The following is a 17,388-nucleotide window of genomic DNA, read 5'->3' on the forward strand; positions in this document are numbered from 1 at the left end:
CAACCATGTGGAGAGAATGGTGGGAACGATACGGAGGACGGGCTGTCGGCGTCGCCGCATCCTTGTTCCTCGGCATGATCTTTTTGATATCCGGTTTTTGGGACATGCTGTTCGTCGCCCTGCTGCTGTGGGCCGGATATACAGCCGGCTACCGCAAGGATACCGGCGGAGAGCCGCTGTTTCCGTGGAGACGCCTGGCCGAATGGCTGGGAGAACGTTTCCAGCGATATCGCTGATTTCTGTGGTCTCCTCCGTACTCCGGACAGCAAGCCCCTTCCAAGCGGGGCTTTTCGGAGCAGGGAGGAGATCATAGGTATTTTTGGGGGATTCCATACAAAGTCATTTCTTGCTCAGGAGGCATTATGAAACGAAGGTTAGCGCGTCAAATAGCGGTACAAGGCTTGTACCAGATGGAAATGAACGAAGTGACGGCGGAGGAAGCTGTCGTCATGCTTCTTGAAGAGGCGCGCCAGGAAAACGAAATCGGCGCGGACAAGATGGAGGAAGGCGAGACCGGCGGTTTCGCGAAAGAACTCATCCAAGGCGTCATCGAGCGCAAGGCGGCCATCGACAGCATGCTTCAGCAGTATTTGACAGGCTGGCAGGTGGAGAGGCTTTCCCGCGTCGATCTTCAGGTGCTCAGGCTCGCCTGCTACGAGCTCGTTTTCCGGACGGACGTACCGCCCAAGGCGGCGGTCAATGAAGCGATCGAGCTGTCCAAGCATTTCGGAACGGACGAGTCCGGCAAGTTCGTCAACGGCGTGCTGGGCCGGCTGATTGCCGAGCTGGACAAGCTGAAGACCGAATAAGGAAGCTTGCGAACGTTCGGGCCGCCTAGGCATGACAGCTTGTTGAGCCAACAACCGAGGGGAGAGATCGGCGCGTGAGTGCACAAGTCATTGACGGAAAGCGCATAGCGGGAGAAGTTCGTTCGGAAGTGAAGCTGGAGGCGGAGAGGCTGAGGGCTTCCGGCATCGTGCCGGGACTGGCGGTCGTTCTCGTCGGAGAAGATCCTGCTTCGGCCGTGTATGTGGGCAGCAAGGAGAAGGCTTGCGCGGAAATGGGCTTCTACTCCGAGGTCCATCGCTTGCCTGGACAGACGACCCAGGAAGAGCTTCTGGAGCTGGTCGGGCAGCTCAACCGGAACGAGTTGATCCATGGCATTCTGGTCCAGCTGCCGCTTCCTCCGCATATAGCGGAGAAAGCGGTCATCGACGCAATCAGCGTCGAGAAGGATGTGGACGGCTTCAGCCCGCAAAGCACGGGCAATCTCGTCATCGGCGACGAAAGCCTGCTGCCCTGCACGCCTGCAGGCATCATCGAGCTGATCAAGCGCAGCGGCCATGAGATCGCGGGCAAGCATGCGGTCGTGATCGGACGCAGCAATATCGTCGGCAAGCCGGTCGCCATGCTGCTGCTCCGCGAGAATGCGACCGTGACCGTCTGCCACTCCCGTACGGACAATCTGGAGGCGATATCGTCCGCCGCGGATATTCTCGTCGTGGCCATTGGCAAGCCCAAGGCGATCGGTCCCAGCTGCATCAAGCCTGGAGCCGTCGTCATCGATGTCGGCGTCAACCGGCTCGACAACGGCAAGCTTGCGGGCGATGTCGATTACGAGGCTTGCCTTCCGGCGGCCGGGGCGATAACTCCCGTGCCGGGCGGAGTGGGACCGATGACGATCGCCATGCTGATGCACAACACGCTGAAGGCTGCTCGGCGAGCAGCGGGAGCGTGACCAGCTTATGGCCGATACACCACGGATTTATTCCATCAAAGAACTGAACCGGTATATCCGGATGAAGCTGGAAGGCGACAGGCTGCTTGGCGATGTTTGGCTGCGCGGCGAGATTTCCAACTTCACCCACCACTCCAGCGGCCATATGTATTTTACGCTCAAGGACAAGGACAGCCGGCTCAAATGCATCATGTTCGCCAGCCATAACCAGCGGCTTCCCTTCATTCCCAAGGAGGGCGCCAAAGTCATCGCCCGAGGCAACATCTCCGTATATGAAAGAGACGGCAATTATCAATTCTATGCGACGTCCATGCAGCCGGACGGACTTGGAAGCCTGTACTTGGCCTTCGAGCAGCTGAAGGCAAGGCTGGAGGAGGAAGGGCTGTTCCGCGAAGAACGGAAGCGGGAGCTTCCACGGTATCCGGCTGTCGTCGGAGTCGTTACCTCTCCTACAGGAGCTGCGATCCGGGATGTCATCATTACGCTGCGGCGCAGATATCCTGCCGCGGCGATTCTTGTCTATCCGGCGCTTGTGCAGGGGAAAGCGGCTGCCCCGTCCATCGTGAAGGGCATCGAAGCTCTCAATCGCCATGGACAGGCCGATGTCCTCATCGTCGGCCGCGGCGGCGGCTCGCTCGAGGAATTATGGGCGTTCAACGAGGAATCCGTGGCGCGTGCGATTTTTGCCTCCGGCATTCCGGTCATTTCAGCGGTCGGACATGAGACCGATTTCACCATCGCGGATTTCGTAGCCGACAAGCGTGCGGCTACGCCGACGGCCGCCGCAGAGCTTGCTGCGCCGAATATGGCGGAGATAGGCGAGTATCTGGGCAGGCTGAACCAGCGCCTCGCCGCAGCGGCCCGCAGCACGGTCGACCGCCGCAAGGAGAGGCTGCTTCGGGCAAGGAGATCGCCCTATTTCGTCCATCCGCGCCGATATCTGCTCGACCAGGCGCAGCGGCTTGACCGGCTGAAGGAGCGTCTGGAGGAGAAGATCCGCCGCCAGCCCGACAAAGCCGGGGACAAGCTGCTCCGGCTGCGCAAAGTTCTGCAGGCGCATGATCCGAGCGGAAGGGCGGCCGCTGCCGCCAAGCAGCTGGGCCAGACGAAGGGGAGGCTGGAGAAGGCGATGCGCATGGCCGTCAAGGACAAGCGCGGCCAGGCCGCAGCTGCCGTCAGACAGCTCGACTCGCTCAGCCCGCTCAAGGTCATGGCCCGGGGTTACGGCCTTGTCTTCGACGACAGCGAGAACCGCATCATCCGTTCCGTCAAGGACCTGTCGCCGGGCGATATGGTCCGGGTGAAGCTTCAGGACGGAAAAGCACAGTGCCATGTATGGGCGATAGAGGAGGAGTGAGCCGCATGAAGGCTGATAATCAGGAACCGGCCATGAGCTTCGAGGAAGCGATGGAGAAGCTGGAATCGATCGTCGATCGTCTAGAAGGCGGGGACGTTCCGCTGGAAACGGCGATCGACCTGTTCCAGGAAGGGATGAAGCTGTCCCAATTGTGCGGAGGCAAGCTGGAGCAAGTGGAGAAACGGATTGAGACGCTGCTGGAGTCGGGATCCGAATTCCAGACCCAGCCTTTCTCGGCTGCACAGAACGATCGGGAGGATGTCCTGTGATCGATACGACGACGTTCAAGGAGTATTTGTCCGCATCGGCCTTGCTCGTGGAAGAAGCGCTTGCGGCGAGCCTGCCTCCTTCATGGGATGTGCCGGGCACGCTTCGCGAATCCATGGCTTACTCCCTGTCTGCCGGAGGCAAGCGCATTCGTCCGGTGCTCGTTCTGGCTGCCGCGGAGGCGGCCCGCGGAGATGTGCGTGACCAGGAGGCTGCGCTGTCCGTAGCTTGCGCGGTTGAGCTTATCCATACGTATTCGCTGATCCATGACGATCTTCCGGCCATGGACAACGACGACTTTCGGCGCGGCAAGCCGACCAACCACCGGATTTACGGAGAGGCAATGGCGATTCTGGCCGGCGACGCGTTGCTCACGCATGCCTTCTATTTGACGGCAGCGGCAAGGAGCAAGGGAGCGGATCCAGGCGTTCTGCTGGACATAACCGCCGATCTGGCGCGGCTCTCCGGCGCAGCAGGAATGGTTGGCGGGCAGGCTGCCGATATGAAGGGCGAGCAAGGGGTAACGACGCTTAAGGAGCTTGAATATATCCATGAGCACAAAACCAGCGATTTGATCGTATTTTCAATTCTTGCCGGGGGACGCCTTGGAGGCGCCGGCGAGGAGGCATTGAAGCATCTAGGCCTGTTCGGGCGAAACATCGGGCTCGCATTCCAGATCCAGGACGATATTCTCGACCTGATCGGCGACGAGCAAAAAATGGGTAAGAAAACAAACAGCGACACGGCCGCAGGCAAAGTCACGTATCCTTTCCTGATCGGCATGGATGAAAGCCGCCGCTTGATGGAGCAGCTGACAAGCGACGCCAAGGAAGCTCTTGGCCGCGCCGGGCTGGCGAAGCCGGCAAGGCTGCTCGAAATGGCGGACTACCTGCTGAAGCGGGACCGCTGACCCTGCTGGGTTCGTGTCGTTTTGTATGATATAATGGTGAATAATGTGTATTGACGGAGCGGCGATCGATACCCGCTCAGGAAAGCGAGGAACCTTATCGTGCTGCTCGACAACCTCAACGGACCTCAAGATCTCAAGAAGCTGGCCTTGCCGGAACTGGATCAGCTCGCGGCCGAAATCCGCGAATTCCTTATCCGCAAGCTGTCGGCGACCGGCGGGCATCTAGCTCCCAACCTTGGCGTCGTCGAATTGACTCTTGCGCTCCACTATCTGTTCAACAGTCCGGAAGACAAGTTCCTGTTCGACGTCGGTCACCAGTCTTACGTCCACAAGATCTTGACCGGCCGCATGGACCGCTTCGACAGCTTGCGCCAGCAGGGCGGGCTGTGCGGCTTCATCAAGCGCAGCGAAAGCGAGCATGACGTATGGGAGGCAGGCCACAGCAGCACCTCCCTCTCGGCCGCAATGGGCATGGCGCTGGCGCGGGATCTGCAAGGCGGCAGCAACAAGGTCGTCGCGGTCATCGGCGACGGCGCCCTTACCGGCGGCATGGCGCTTGAAGCCATGAACCATATCGGCCACGAAAAGAAGAACCTGATCGTCATTTTGAATGACAACGAGATGTCGATCGCCCCGAATGTCGGAGCCATGCATCAGTATCTCGGCCGGATCCGTACGGACCGGCATTACCAGAAGGCGAAGGAAGAGCTTCAATCCCTTCTCCAGAAGGTCCCCGCCATCGGCGGCAAGCTGGCGAAGACGGCGGAGCGGTTCAAGGACAGCTTCAAATATTTGCTGATGAGCGGCATCCTGTTCGAGCAGTTCGGGTTCCATTATCTCGGTCCGGTCGACGGCCACGACATGGGCCAGCTGCTGGATGTGCTGCAACAGGCGGGCAACGTGCAGGGACCGGTTCTTGTGCATGTCGTCACAGTCAAAGGCAAAGGATATACACCGGCCGAGAACGACTCGTTCAAATGGCACGGGGCTTCTCCGTACAAGATCGAATCCGGACAAATGCTCAAGGCGGTCGGACCGCCGATGTATACCGAGGTGTTCGGCGATGCGCTCATCGAGCTGGCCGAGCGCGACGAGCGCATCGTGGCGGTCACTCCGGCGATGCCTGCTGGATCCGGGCTGATGAAGTTCGCGGCCCGTTTCCCCGGCAGGATGATCGACGTCGGCATCGCGGAGCAGCATGCGGCGACGATGTCGGCGGCGATGGCTATGGAAGGGATGAAGCCGGTGTATGCCGTGTACTCCACCTTCCTGCAGCGCGCCTATGATCAAGTCGTCCATGATATTTGCAGGCAGAACGCGAACGTCATTTTCGCCATCGACCGGGCCGGCTTTGTCGGTCCGGACGGCGAGACGCATCACGGCGTGTATGATATCGCCTACTTGCGCCATATTCCGAACATGGTGCTGATGATGCCCAAGGATGAGAACGAGCTCCGCAACATGATGAAAACAGCCGTCGATTACAACGAAGGCCCGATTGCGATTCGTTATCCGCGCGTGAACGGAACGGGGGTCGAGATGGATCCCGTCATGACGCCGATTCCGATCGGTATCTGGGAGACGGTCCGCGCAGGCGAATCGGCCGCGGTCATCGCAGTCGGACCGATGGTCCAGGCAGCGGAAAAAGCAGCCGAGCTTTTGAAGCGGGAAGGTCTTTCCCTTCGTGTAATCAATGCCCGCTTCATCAAGCCGCTTGATCACGTCATGCTTGATTCCTTGGCGGAAGAGGGCATTCCGCTTCTCGTCATGGAGGAAGGCTCTCTCCAAGGTGGGCTCGGAAGCGCGGTGCTGGAGCATTATGCCTTGGGCGGGCGCACGGGCGTCCAGGTCCGGCTGATCGGCATACCGGATGAATTCATTGAGCATGCTTCCATTGAGGAGCAGCGCGCGGAAGTAGGGTTGACGCCGGAGCGTCTGGCGGCCGAGGTCATGGGACTGCAGCCGAGGCGCAAGCGGGCGACGAACCAGCTTTGACGGCAGATGGCCTGCGGCGTTCTCACGCTGCAGGCCTTTTTTTTGGTCAGGGAATCGAATGCGGACCCATAATCATAACAAGCAGAGGAGAAAGCAATGGCGTCTTCCAAAGAAAGAATCGATGTGCTGCTCGTGGAGCTGGGATATTTTCCGAGCAGGGAAAAGGCGAAGGCGGCGCTGATGGCCGGCCTTGTGCTGGTGGACAACGAACCGGTGGACAAAAGCGGGATGAAGGTGGACCGCGGCTCCGATATTAAAGTCAAGGGAAGCGTCCATCCATACGTCAGCCGCGGAGGTTTGAAGCTTGAGAAGGCGATCCGTGAATTCGGGCTTGATCTTACCGGCCGCACGATGCTCGATATCGGGGCTTCGACCGGGGGATTCACAGACTGCGCGCTTCAGCATGGAGCCGGGCATGTCTACGCGATCGATGTCGGGTACAATCAGCTCGATTGGTCGCTTCGGCAGGATCCGAGAGTGACCGTGATGGAAAGGATCAATTTCCGTTTCATGACTCCCGAAGACATCAAGGGAGCCCGGCCGGATTTCGCTTCCATCGATGTATCCTTCATTTCGCTGAAGCTCATCCTGCCGCCGCTGTCGCAGCTGCTGGATGCCGGAGCGGATGTCGTGGCGCTGATCAAGCCTCAATTCGAAGCCGGCCGCGAGAAGGTCGGCAAAGCCGGCATCGTCCGGGAGCCTGCCGTTCACAGGGAAGTGCTGCATTCGGTGCTTGAAGCTGCGGACGCGTCCGGTTTCGCTCTCGTCGACCTGACGTATTCGCCGATAACCGGCGGCGAGGGCAATATTGAGTTTCTGGCGCGCTGGAAGCGGAGCGGCGGCGAGGAAAAGGACTCTGCAGAAGCGACTGGATGGTCGAGCGAGCAGATCGGCCAAGTCGTCCGGGAAGCAGGGGAGAGATTCGGCTCGGGCAAATAAATTCTTCCATCCCCACTTTACAGACAAACGCATGTTCTGGTATTCTGGAAACAACAAACAAATGTTCGGGGATAATTCTCACTCTCCATGAAGGAAATGCGGCAGAAAAATCGAATTCATCCCTCACCGCTGCTTGCGGGAGGAGGGAAGATCGTGGATCTGTTCGTCATGGTTGCGGCAGTTCTGCTAATCGTTTATTGGGGGTACCGCGCCTTCTACAATTGGCTCCATCAGCCGCGAGGGATGAAGCGGCTTGTGCTGGGAAGAGGAGAACTGCTTGAACCTGACGATGCCCATGTGCTCTTTCTGGAATCACGAGGATATGAAGTATTGTCCGGCAAGCACAAGGTTCCGATCGCCGTGGAATTGGACGGTCAGGAATTGTACAGCCGCCTCTACATCGACTATGTGGCGGAATGTGATGGACTTATGTATGCGGTGAAGATCAGCCGCGAACGCCAGCCCATGGATTGGACGGGCAGCGGGCTTCGCGATCGGCTGCTGGTTTTCGTCCTGCTTATGCCGGAACTGGAAGGCATTCTGGTGGTGGATCCGGCGGAGCGGTCGATAAGAACGGTCAAGTTCGATTTAGAGGATACAAAGAGGCCAAGAACAAGGGAGGCATAAGGAATGAAAGGTCTTCGTCATGTCAAGATCAGGGAGATCATCGGCAGGAGCGTCATCGAAACTCAGGACGAGCTGGTGGAAGCCCTGCGTGCAACCGGGCTGCAGGTGACCCAAGCAACCGTGTCGAGGGATATCAAGGAGCTGCAGCTCATCAAGGTGCCTGCTGAAGACGGCAGGTACAAATATTCATTGCCGCAGGAACAGCGTTTCGTTCCCGTCAACAAGCTCAAGCGTTCCATGCTGGACAACTTCCTCGGCGTGGATCAGGCAGACAACCTGGTCGTCATGAAGTGCTTGCCCGGGACAGCCAATGGAATCGCTTCCCTGCTGGACGGCATGGAATGGCCTGAGATCATGGGAACGATTTCCGGCGACGATACGATTTTGATTATATGCCGCAAGAAAGAAGGCGGCAGCAAGATCGTCGACCTGCTGCTCGGCATGATGAACTAAAACCTACTTTTACGGAACGAGGAGTGTGTCTTTATGCTTCGCGAATTGTCCATCCGCAATTTAGCCGTTATTGAAGAAGTCACGGTCGGTTTCCATGATGGTTTCCATGTATTGACCGGCGAGACGGGGGCCGGCAAGTCCATTTTGATCGATGCGCTCATTCTTTTGATCGGCGGCAGAGGATCCTCGGATATGGTCCGCTACGGATGCGACAAGGCGGAGATGGAGGCGACATTCGATCTTCCGGCCGGCCATCCGGTATGGAGGGCGATCGAGCGGCTTGGGCTTCAGGGCAGCTCGGAGGACCTGCTCATCATCCGCAGAGAGCTCTCCGCTCAAGGAAAGAGCTCTTGCCGGATCAACGGCAGCATAGCCAATCTGACGATGCTGCGCGAGGTCGGAGAGTGCCTGGTCAACATTCATGGCCAGCATGAGCATCAATCGCTTTTGAAGAGCGAGCATCATCTCGAATGGCTCGACCTGTTCGCAGGCGAGAAGGTGGCTGGCTTGAAGCGCGAGTATCAGGCCGCCTTCTCCCGCTACGGCGAAGTCCGGCAGGCGCTCAAGAACGCCCAGGATACAAGCCGCCACAACATGCAGATGCTCGACCTCTACAAGTTCCAGCTCCAAGAAATCCGTTCAGCCGGGCTCAGGAAGGATGAATGGGATCAGCTGCAGGAAGAGAAGGAGAAGCTTTCGCACTCGGAAAAGCTGATGTCCCATGCATCGGCTGCATACGGGCTGCTGTTCGATGGCGGGTCGCTTGAGGCGATCAGTTCGGCGATCGCCAAGCTTGAAGACATCAAGGCTTACGATTCGGCTGTACTGGAGCCGCTGCTGGAACAGCTGAAGGGAGCGTTCTACCAAGCCGAAGATGCTGCGCATCAGCTTCGAGGATATCGCGATTCCGTCCAGAGCGATCCGGAGCGGCTTGACGTCATCGAGGACAGGCTTACGGTCATTGGCGGCCTGCGTCGCAAGTACGGAGACACCGTTGCTGATATTCTGGCTTATTACAAGAAAATCAAACATGAAGCGGATCTGATCGAGAACAGGGACGAGCATATCCGGCAGCTGGAGGCGTCGCTGTTAAGCGCACATGCGGAAGCGTCGGCGCTTGGAGAAAGCCTCTCGCACGAGCGCTCGATCGCCGCAGAACTACTGTCGGCATCGGTCGAGCTTCAATTGAAGGATCTCGGCATGAGCCGCACCGTTTTCCGCGCTTCCCTGCAAAGACAGCCGCAGGGCGATGGCTACCGTCTTGGCCTCAACGGCATCGACGAAGCTGATTTCCTTTTGGCCCCCAACCCGGGAGAGCCGCTCAAGCCGCTCAGCAAAATCGCTTCCGGGGGCGAGATGTCCAGGATCATGCTGGCGCTCAAAAGCATATTCGCGGAGATCGATCAGGTACCCGTACTTATCTTCGACGAGGTGGATACCGGCGTAAGCGGCAGGGCAGCGCAAGCAATAGCGGAAAAGATGTCGCAATTATCCGGCAAATGCCAGGTATTCTCGATCACCCATCTGCCGCAAGTCGCCTGCATGGCGGATTATCATTATGAGATCAGCAAGGATGTCGTACGCGACAGGACTGTCACATCCGTCAAGGAACTGAGCGACCGCGAGCGGATCGAAGAGCTTGCCCGCATGCTCGGAGGCGTTGAAGTGACGGACAAAACCCGCCATCATGCACAAGAAATGCTGGTGCTGGCAGATCGACAAAAAGGGGCCTGATCAAGGTATTCAGGGAATGTTTTATCGGACATAAATCAGGGGGGGCGGGGTACCTTATAGGTACGCAATTGGCGATTACCTTTCTCGTCAAGCGATGGAACTACAGGGAGCGTGAGATCATTGAGCGCCAACCAGCGGAAGCGGTGGTTCGGGTTAGTTCTTGTATTCTTCGTTTGCATGATCGGCATCTCCAGTCCGTTCCTGAATTATGCCTCATTCCCGAAAGAGCTGCGTTTATTCTCCGGGCAGATGAAACGACTGGATTACAACATGCCCGTTCGTGCGGACGTGACCGTGGACTCCAACCTCATTCATGTGAACGGAAAATCCGAAGGAAGGCAATCCCTTGATTTGAACCGGCCCATATCCATTGCCGCTTCCAAAGAAACCGGCAAAGCCACGATGTCCTTGAAACTGTTCGGAGCTATCCCCTTCAAGACGGTTCATGTCGATGTCATTCCCGATCTGAAGGTCATTCCAGGAGGACAGACGATCGGAGTCAAAGTGAAATCCTCAGGCATTCTTGTTGTCGGCCATCATCTCGTTAAGGAAAGTCCGCAATCCAAAGTTTCTCCTGGAGAGCTTGCAGGCATTCGTTTGGGCGATTTGATCATGGAGATCAACGGCCAGCGCGTACGTGAAGTCAAGCAGGTCGCGGAATTTACCGAGACAGCCGGAACCAGCAAGGAACCGCTGAGACTAAAAGTCAAAAGGGCTGGAAAAATGATGGACATCGAGCTAAAGCCGGCTTACGACGTGGATGACCGCTCCTGGCGAATCGGCCTTTATATCCGCGATTCGGCTGCAGGCGTAGGCACGCTGACGTTCTACGCGCCGGATCAAGGCGTGTATGGCGCTCTGGGACATGTCATTACCGATCTGGATACCGGCACGGCCATTGAAGTCGGGGACGGCCAAATTCTCCAGTCCAATGTGACTTCCATCAACAAAAGCTTGAGCGGCGAACCGGGCGAGAAAAGAGCGCATTTCGTGAATGAAAGCCAGATCCTCGGCAACATCGAACGCAATACGCCTTTCGGCATCTTCGGCAAGATGAAAGAAATGCCAAGCCATAGCTATCAATCCGAAGCGGTTCCAGTCGCTTTCTCGGAAGAAGTCGCAGAAGGGCCGGCCGAAATTCTGACCGTGCTGAGCGGACAGAAGGTCGAGCGGTTCAAGGTCGAGATTTCCCATGTGAGCCGTCAGAAAAGCCCAGCGACAAAAGGCATGGTCATCAAGGTTACGGACAAAAGGCTTCTGGATTTAACGGGCGGCATCGTTCAAGGCATGTCGGGAAGTCCGATCATGCAGAACGGCAAGCTGATTGGAGCGGTGACGCATGTATTCGTAAATGATCCTTCTTCCGGATATGGATGTTTTATCGAGTGGATGCTTCAAGACGCAGGCGTTCTTCTTCAAACCTCGAACAGGGACCTTAAGGCAGCTTGATGCCTTGAGGTCCCTGTTTGTCGAATGATAAGGAACGGGGTCGCTAAATGTAGCAAAATAATTATTATACATATATCGTTAGGGAAAATAAAGAAAAATAATATTCGACAGAAGGATTTCAATTGAAACTGTCGAAATGTTATAGGAGCAAAATGAAACAGCCGACCATCTCAGTTCAATTTGGAGGAGGACCAATTTTGGCTAAAATCGAAGTTTTGTTAGCAGATGACAATAGGGAATTTACGAACCTGCTTTCGGAGTACATATCGGAGCAGGAGGATATGGAAGTTTCCGGCATCGCTTACAACGGCGAAGAAGTATTGCGTTTGCTAAGCGAAATGGAACGTATTCCGGATGTGCTTATTCTCGACATCATCATGCCTCATCTTGATGGTCTCGGCGTTTTGGAACGTCTGCGCGATGCCGGAATTCAACCGATGCCTAAAATAATCATGCTGACAGCTTTCGGCCAAGAGAACATCACGCAAAAGGCCGTACAGCTGGGAGCATCCTATTATATCCTCAAGCCGTTTGACATGGAGATGCTGGCCAACCGCGTTCGTCAGCTTGTAGGCAATTCGGCGGTAATGGCATCATCCGGCTCCTCGTTCTCCGCATCTTCGGTCATCAAGTCCAACGTGGTGCCGATCGCAAAAGGGAAAAATCTGGACGCCAATATCACCAGCATCATTCATGAAATCGGCGTTCCTGCACATATTAAAGGATATCAGTATCTGCGCGAGGCCATCACGATGGTGTACAACAACATCGAGATTCTCGGCGCCATCACCAAAACGCTGTATCCTGCCATCGCGGAGAAGTTCAAGACGACTCCTTCCCGCGTCGAACGCGCTATCCGCCATGCCATTGAAGTCGCTTGGACGCGCGGCAACATCGACAGCATCAGCCACCTGTTCGGCTATACGATCAACATCAGCAAGTCCAAGCCGACAAACAGCGAGTTCATCGCCATGGTGGCGGACAAGCTGCGGATCGAGCACAAAGTCAGCTAGTCAATTCAATCCATTTGTTCGCATGGATGAGCTCGACTGCATACACGCTCCTTACTGCCCGGCAGCTTGCGCATTTACAGCCGCGGAGGATAAGAATCTGGTTCTGCATGGCGAGGGTATGAAAGGATTGGATGGCTTTTCAAGAAACTTATGCCCTCTGCATCAAGCTCATCTAGTCTTGGCAACATGAAAGCTTAGTATAAGCTTCGTAACCTTAAAGGTCATTAGTCTCAGTAACATCAAAGCTCAGCATAAGCTTCGTACGATCAAAGCTCATCTTAGCCTTGGTACCATCAATGCTCATCTTAGCCTTGGTACCATCAATGCTCATCTTAGCCTTGGTACCATCAAGCTCATCTTAACCTTGGTACCATCCAAGCTCGTCATAACCTTGATAAGACCAAGAAGACCGTTGGGCATTAAGCCGCAACGGTCTTCTTTTATCGCACTGCATGAAGCCGCGTGATTGTAGCGCGCAGTCATATCCAGCGGGAGCTATTTCTTTTTGGAACGGTTTTTGGAGGATTTCTTGGCCCGGGAGATGCTGGATCGATTGCAGTCGCCATTCACGTGAAGTTCATGATTCTCGTTATTAACAGAGCCTACATGTTCATCGCGGCAATTGTAACGGTAAACGTCGCAACGGACGGGAACGCAGTGATGACGAGTGACGATATCGATGTTGTGGACGACTCTGACGAGCTGCGGATGATAGATATCGCGGTAGACCGTTTGAGTAGGATCGACAACTGTCTCTTCAGGACAATATGGACGGTTCGGATGACAGGACATGCTTGCAACTCCTTTCCTAACTGGTTACTTGTATAGTACGAGTCAGGAAAGGGGATTGCTTGTGCCATCGCCTTGCGGGTCAAAGGTTGGGTCTAGGCCGCTTCTTCTTGAATCTCGGAGCGACATAATTATGCTTGCGGTCGCGGAAGAAGATCCATCCGCCAATGAAACCGATTCCGACAGCAAACATGATAAACCCGCCAATGAATGGCAGCCATTTGAAATGCGGAATGATGGAATCATTGCCGAGATCGGCAAAATATTCGAACGTGGAGCTCTTCATCTTCAGAAAGCCGTAACAGGCTATGATTCCGGGAATGACAAGAATAAGAATAGCAATAAACCTGGATATGACCATTCTCATGGTGTTCTCTCCTTAATCAGGCCCAAACTCGGCATTATTCCTGACAAAGTTGCCTAAAATAAGCCTTTTTTAATGATAACGTTAAACGGCATGCTTGTCCATGCAGTGTTATTCGCGTTTTAAAAAAGGTACAATGGAGTCATTGCACTTTGATTGAAGGGGAAGCGATACGATGACGATTCAAGTAGATATTGCCGTGCTTGGCGGGGGACCCGGCGGATACACGGCTGCAATTCGAGCGGCGCAGGAAGGGAAATCCGTAGCGATTGTGGAGAGGGATCGAGTCGGCGGGACATGCTTGCATCGAGGCTGCATTCCAAGCAAAGCCCTGCTTCGAAGCGCGGAAGTATACCAGTCGCTCCTGCATGCGGATGCATATGGAGTCAGGGTGGACAAGAACGGCATAAGTGTGGATTTCGGAGCCGTTCAGAGCCGCAAGGAAGGCGCCGTCAATCAGTTGTACCGCGGGCTCCAGCAGCTGATGAAGAAACACGGCATCCAGATCGTGCATGGCAGCGGGCGCATTGTCGGTCCGTCCATCTTCTCGCCCAAGAGCGGCACGTTGGCCGTCGAATTGGCGGACGGGGAGACGGAATCCGTCGTGTCCAAACAGCTGATCATCGCGACAGGCTCGCGTCCGCGGATATTGCCGGGTCTTGAACCGGACGGCGGGAATGTCTTGAGCAGCGACGAGGCGCTCCGTCTGGAGTCGCTGCCTGCCTCGATGATTATTGTCGGAGGAGGCGTAATCGGAGTGGAATGGGCTTCCATGCTGACTGATTTCGGCGTCAAGGTGACGCTTGTCGAGACAGCTTCGCGCATTTTGCCTGGAGAAGATGCCGACGTCTCGGGAGCTTTAGCCAAAGCATTGAAATCCCGGGGAGCCATCATCCATACCGACGCCGTCGTCATTCCTGAGACGCTGGAGCGCCAACCGGCGGGCATTGCCGTCGATGCGCAAATCGGCTCCGCGACCGTCAAGCTCGAAGCCGAGAAGCTTCTGGTATCGGTAGGCAGGGTAGCCAACGTCGAGGGCATCGGCCTTGAAAATACCGATATCCAGGTCAGCGGCGGCTGGATCAAGGTGAACGGCAGCCTGCAAACATCGGAGCCTCACATTTACGCCATTGGCGACGTTACCGGAGGGGTGCAGCTGGCGCATGCCGCCGCTCACGAAGGAATCGCGGCTGTGGAGCATATTCTCGGAGAGAAGACGGCTCCGCCGGCTGCGCACCGGATTCCGCGCTGCGTATACAGCCATCCGGAAACAGCATCGATCGGATATACGGAGGAGCAGGCCCGAGCCCAAGGGCATGAACCGAAGACTGCGCGCCTTCCATTCGCAGCGGTCGCCAAAGCGATCGTGCAGGGAGATACGCAGGGCTTTGTCAAAGTCATCGCGGATTCGACGACAGGGGATTTGCTCGGCGTCCATATCATCGGCGCTCATGCGACGGAGCTGATCGCCGAAGCAGCGCTCGCTCAGCTCGTCGACGCCGTGCCATGGGAAGTCGGAGCGAGCATCCATCCTCATCCTTCCCTATCGGAAGCGATAGGTGAAGCCATGCTGGCCGTGGACGGCAAATCCTTCGCATTCTGACCTTCCAGCCGCTTTTGGGCGGCTGGAGTTTCCTTTTGCCCGAGACCGAGTTATAATGAGTATGATCAAGTATTAGTACCTGGTATTAAAACTAGGAGCAGAAGGAGGTTCATCCCATGAACCAACCACCTGTAGGCAGCTTGACCCGTCACCGCGAGCTCGGATTGTCGGATGAAGATGCTGTTCAAATGTATGCGAAAATGCGCACGGCCCGGATGTTCGACGAGAGAGTACTCTTGCTGCAGCGTGCCGGCAAAATCAATTTCCACGTATCCGGAATCGGCCAGGAAGCCGCTCAAGTGGCCGCAGCCTGGGCTCTTGACCGGGACCAGGATTATTTCCTCCCTTATTATCGCGATTACGGCTTCGTCCTCTCGGTCGGCATGACGCTGCGCGAGCTGATGCTGTCCGTCTTCGCCAAAGCAGAGGATCCGACGAGCGGAGGCCGGCAGATGCCGGGCCACTTCGGCCACAAGCGTCTGCGGATCGTCACCGGCTCTTCTCCCGTGACGACCCAGGTTCCCCATGCGGTCGGCATCGCTCTGGCCGCCAAGATGAAAGGCGAGCAGAGAGTCAGCTTCGTGACGTTCGGGGAAGGCTCGAGCAACCAGGGCGATTTCCATGAAGGCTGCAACTTTGCAGGCGTCCATAAGCTGCCGGTCATCCTCATGTGCGAGAACAACCAGTATGCCATCTCGGTACCGGTCCACAAGCAGCTGGGCGGCCGGGTGGCGGACCGTGCCCTCGGCTACGGGTTCACCGGCCTGCGAGTGGACGGCAACGATCCGCTTGCGGTCTACGGCGTCGTCAAGGAAGCGCATCGTCGAGCGCTTGCCGGCGAAGGGCCTACCCTCGTCGAGGCGATGATGTACCGTGTGTCCCCTCACTCCACTTCGGACAACGATCTTGCATACCGGACCAAGGAAGAAGTCGATGAGAACCGCGCCAAGGACGGCGTGATCAGCTTCCGCCAGTATCTGATCGATGCCGGCGCCTGGAGCGTGGAGAAGGACGAGGAGCTGACGGCAGCCATCCGCCGGGAGCTCGACGAGGCGACGAAATATGCCGATGAAGCGCCTTTCCCCGCGGCTGAGAGCACGCTGCTCCATGTCTACGCGGACGGAAGCGAAGGAGGAAAGTAACCGATGCCAGTACTCGACTATATAGAGGCGATCCGGCTTGCCATGAAAGAAGAAATGGAGCGCGATCCGGATGTATTCGTGCTCGGTGAGGATGTAGGCGTCAAGGGCGGCGTGTTCACGACGACGAAGGGTCTTCAGCAGCAGTTCGGCGAGACCCGCGTCATGGATACTCCGCTGTCGGAATCGGCGATCGCCGGGGTTGCGATCGGAGCGGCCATGTATGGAATGAAGCCGATCGCAGAGATGCAGTATTCGGACTTCATGTTCCCTGCGACCAACCAGATCATCAGCGAGGCGGCCAAAATCCGTTACCGCTCGAACAACGACTGGTCATGCCCGCTCGTCATCCGCGCGCCGATCGGCGGCGGCATCTTCGGAGGCCTCTATCATTCCCAGTGCCCGGAATCGGTCTTCTTCGGAACGCCAGGGCTCAAGATCGTCGCCCCTTATACGCCTGCGGACGCCAAAGGACTGCTGACTGCCGCTATCCGCGACCCTGATCCGGTGTTGTTCTTCGAGAACAAGAAATGTTATACGCTCGTCAACGGCTCCGTGCCGGAAGGCGATTATACGGTGCCGATCGGCAAGTCCAATGTACTGCGGGAAGGCGATGACATTACGGTCATCAGCTACAGCCTGCCTCTTCATTTCGCCCTGCAGGCGGCCGAGGAGCTCGCAGCGGAAGGAATCAGCGCGCATATTCTGGATCTGCGCACTCTTCAGCCGCTCGACAAGGAAGGCATTCTCGAAGCGGCCCGCCGCACTGGGAAAGTGCTGATCATTCATGAGGACAACAAAACCGGCGGCATCGGCGCGGAGGTGTCCGCGATCATCGCCGAGGAGATGCTCTACGAGCTTGACGCCCCGATCCGCAGATTGTGCGGTCCGGATGTGCCGGCGATGCCGATCAATCCTCCCGGGGAAAAATTCTTCATGCTGAACAAGGACAAAGTGCTCGAGGCCATGAGAGAGCTTGCTCTTTACTGATCCCGATGCTTTGCGATTACG

General features: G+C 56.6%; 17 protein-coding genes. 16 read left to right on the top strand and 1 reads right to left on the bottom strand.

Annotation, left to right across the window (positions count from 1 at the left end; genetic code table 11):
- Positions 1 to 5: 5 nt before the first annotated feature.
- The 13 genes from AC06G8_RS09285 to spo0A all read left to right on the top strand — a co-directional run bounded on the left by AC06G8_RS09285 (position 6) and on the right by spo0A (position 12,482).
- The gene (locus tag AC06G8_RS09285; protein ID WP_480285113.1) at positions 6 to 236 is read left to right on the top strand and encodes a DUF2273 domain-containing protein; all 231 of its coding nucleotides are present in this window, start codon (positions 6 to 8) and stop codon (positions 234 to 236) included.
- A 126-nt stretch (positions 237 to 362) separates the two neighbouring features.
- On the top strand, positions 363 to 809 hold the full coding sequence (gene nusB, locus AC06G8_RS09290; protein ID WP_480285114.1) for a transcription antitermination factor NusB: 447 nt from the start codon (positions 363 to 365) through the stop codon (positions 807 to 809).
- 74 nt (positions 810 to 883) lie between these two features.
- On the top strand, positions 884 to 1,738 hold the full coding sequence (gene folD / locus AC06G8_RS09295) for a bifunctional methylenetetrahydrofolate dehydrogenase/methenyltetrahydrofolate cyclohydrolase FolD (protein WP_447661847.1): 855 nt from the start codon (positions 884 to 886) through the stop codon (positions 1,736 to 1,738).
- 7 nt (positions 1,739 to 1,745) lie between these two features.
- Positions 1,746 to 3,095, top strand: coding sequence for an exodeoxyribonuclease VII large subunit (xseA, locus tag AC06G8_RS09300; protein ID WP_480285115.1), 1,350 nt, complete (start codon positions 1,746 to 1,748; stop codon positions 3,093 to 3,095).
- 5 nt (positions 3,096 to 3,100) lie between these two features.
- Positions 3,101 to 3,364: an exodeoxyribonuclease VII small subunit gene (xseB, locus tag AC06G8_RS09305; protein WP_447661845.1), complete on the top strand. Its 264-nt coding sequence runs from the start codon at positions 3,101 to 3,103 to the stop codon at positions 3,362 to 3,364.
- Entirely contained in the window at positions 3,361 to 4,272 is a 912-nt protein-coding gene (locus AC06G8_RS09310) for a polyprenyl synthetase family protein (RefSeq protein ID WP_480285116.1), read from the top strand. The genes xseB and AC06G8_RS09310 overlap by 4 nt, the downstream gene beginning before the upstream one ends.
- Positions 4,273 to 4,371: 99 nt before the next feature.
- Positions 4,372 to 6,267, top strand: a complete 1,896-nt coding sequence (gene dxs, locus AC06G8_RS09315) for a 1-deoxy-D-xylulose-5-phosphate synthase (protein WP_480285117.1) — start codon at positions 4,372 to 4,374, stop codon at positions 6,265 to 6,267.
- A 96-nt stretch (positions 6,268 to 6,363) separates the two neighbouring features.
- A complete protein-coding gene (locus AC06G8_RS09320; protein WP_480285118.1) occupies positions 6,364 to 7,206 on the top strand; it encodes a TlyA family RNA methyltransferase in 843 nt (280 codons plus the stop codon).
- A 153-nt stretch (positions 7,207 to 7,359) separates the two neighbouring features.
- Complete coding sequence (locus AC06G8_RS09325; protein WP_480285119.1) at positions 7,360 to 7,833, top strand: hypothetical protein; 474 nt, start codon at positions 7,360 to 7,362, stop codon at positions 7,831 to 7,833.
- 3 nt (positions 7,834 to 7,836) lie between these two features.
- Positions 7,837 to 8,286, top strand: coding sequence for a transcriptional regulator AhrC/ArgR (gene ahrC / locus AC06G8_RS09330; RefSeq protein ID WP_021882313.1), 450 nt, complete (start codon positions 7,837 to 7,839; stop codon positions 8,284 to 8,286).
- A gap of 33 nt (positions 8,287 to 8,319) precedes the next feature.
- Entirely contained in the window at positions 8,320 to 10,020 is a 1,701-nt protein-coding gene (recN, locus tag AC06G8_RS09335; protein WP_447661840.1) for a DNA repair protein RecN, read from the top strand.
- Between the two features lie 120 nt (positions 10,021 to 10,140).
- Positions 10,141 to 11,469: a SpoIVB peptidase gene (spoIVB, locus tag AC06G8_RS09340; protein WP_447661839.1), complete on the top strand. Its 1,329-nt coding sequence runs from the start codon at positions 10,141 to 10,143 to the stop codon at positions 11,467 to 11,469.
- A 197-nt stretch (positions 11,470 to 11,666) separates the two neighbouring features.
- A complete protein-coding gene (gene spo0A / locus AC06G8_RS09345) occupies positions 11,667 to 12,482 on the top strand; it encodes a sporulation transcription factor Spo0A (protein WP_447662242.1) in 816 nt (271 codons plus the stop codon).
- Positions 12,483 to 13,353: 871 nt separating this feature from the next.
- Here spo0A and AC06G8_RS09350 read toward each other — a convergent pair.
- Positions 13,354 to 13,638, bottom strand: a complete 285-nt coding sequence (locus AC06G8_RS09350; RefSeq protein ID WP_447671040.1) for a DUF2627 domain-containing protein — start codon at positions 13,636 to 13,638, stop codon at positions 13,354 to 13,356.
- 172 nt (positions 13,639 to 13,810) lie between these two features.
- Between AC06G8_RS09350 and lpdA the strand changes: the two genes are divergently transcribed.
- The 3 genes from lpdA to AC06G8_RS09365 all read left to right on the top strand — a co-directional run bounded on the left by lpdA (position 13,811) and on the right by AC06G8_RS09365 (position 17,367).
- A complete protein-coding gene (gene lpdA, locus AC06G8_RS09355) occupies positions 13,811 to 15,238 on the top strand; it encodes a dihydrolipoyl dehydrogenase (RefSeq protein ID WP_480285120.1) in 1,428 nt (475 codons plus the stop codon).
- A 116-nt stretch (positions 15,239 to 15,354) separates the two neighbouring features.
- Complete coding sequence (locus tag AC06G8_RS09360) at positions 15,355 to 16,380, top strand: thiamine pyrophosphate-dependent dehydrogenase E1 component subunit alpha (protein ID WP_447661837.1); 1,026 nt, start codon at positions 15,355 to 15,357, stop codon at positions 16,378 to 16,380.
- A gap of 3 nt (positions 16,381 to 16,383) precedes the next feature.
- Positions 16,384 to 17,367, top strand: coding sequence for an alpha-ketoacid dehydrogenase subunit beta (locus AC06G8_RS09365; protein ID WP_447661836.1), 984 nt, complete (start codon positions 16,384 to 16,386; stop codon positions 17,365 to 17,367).
- Positions 17,368 to 17,388 lie beyond the last annotated feature (21 nt).

It is taken from the genome of Paenibacillus sp. SJS-P3 (assembly GCF_056711585.1).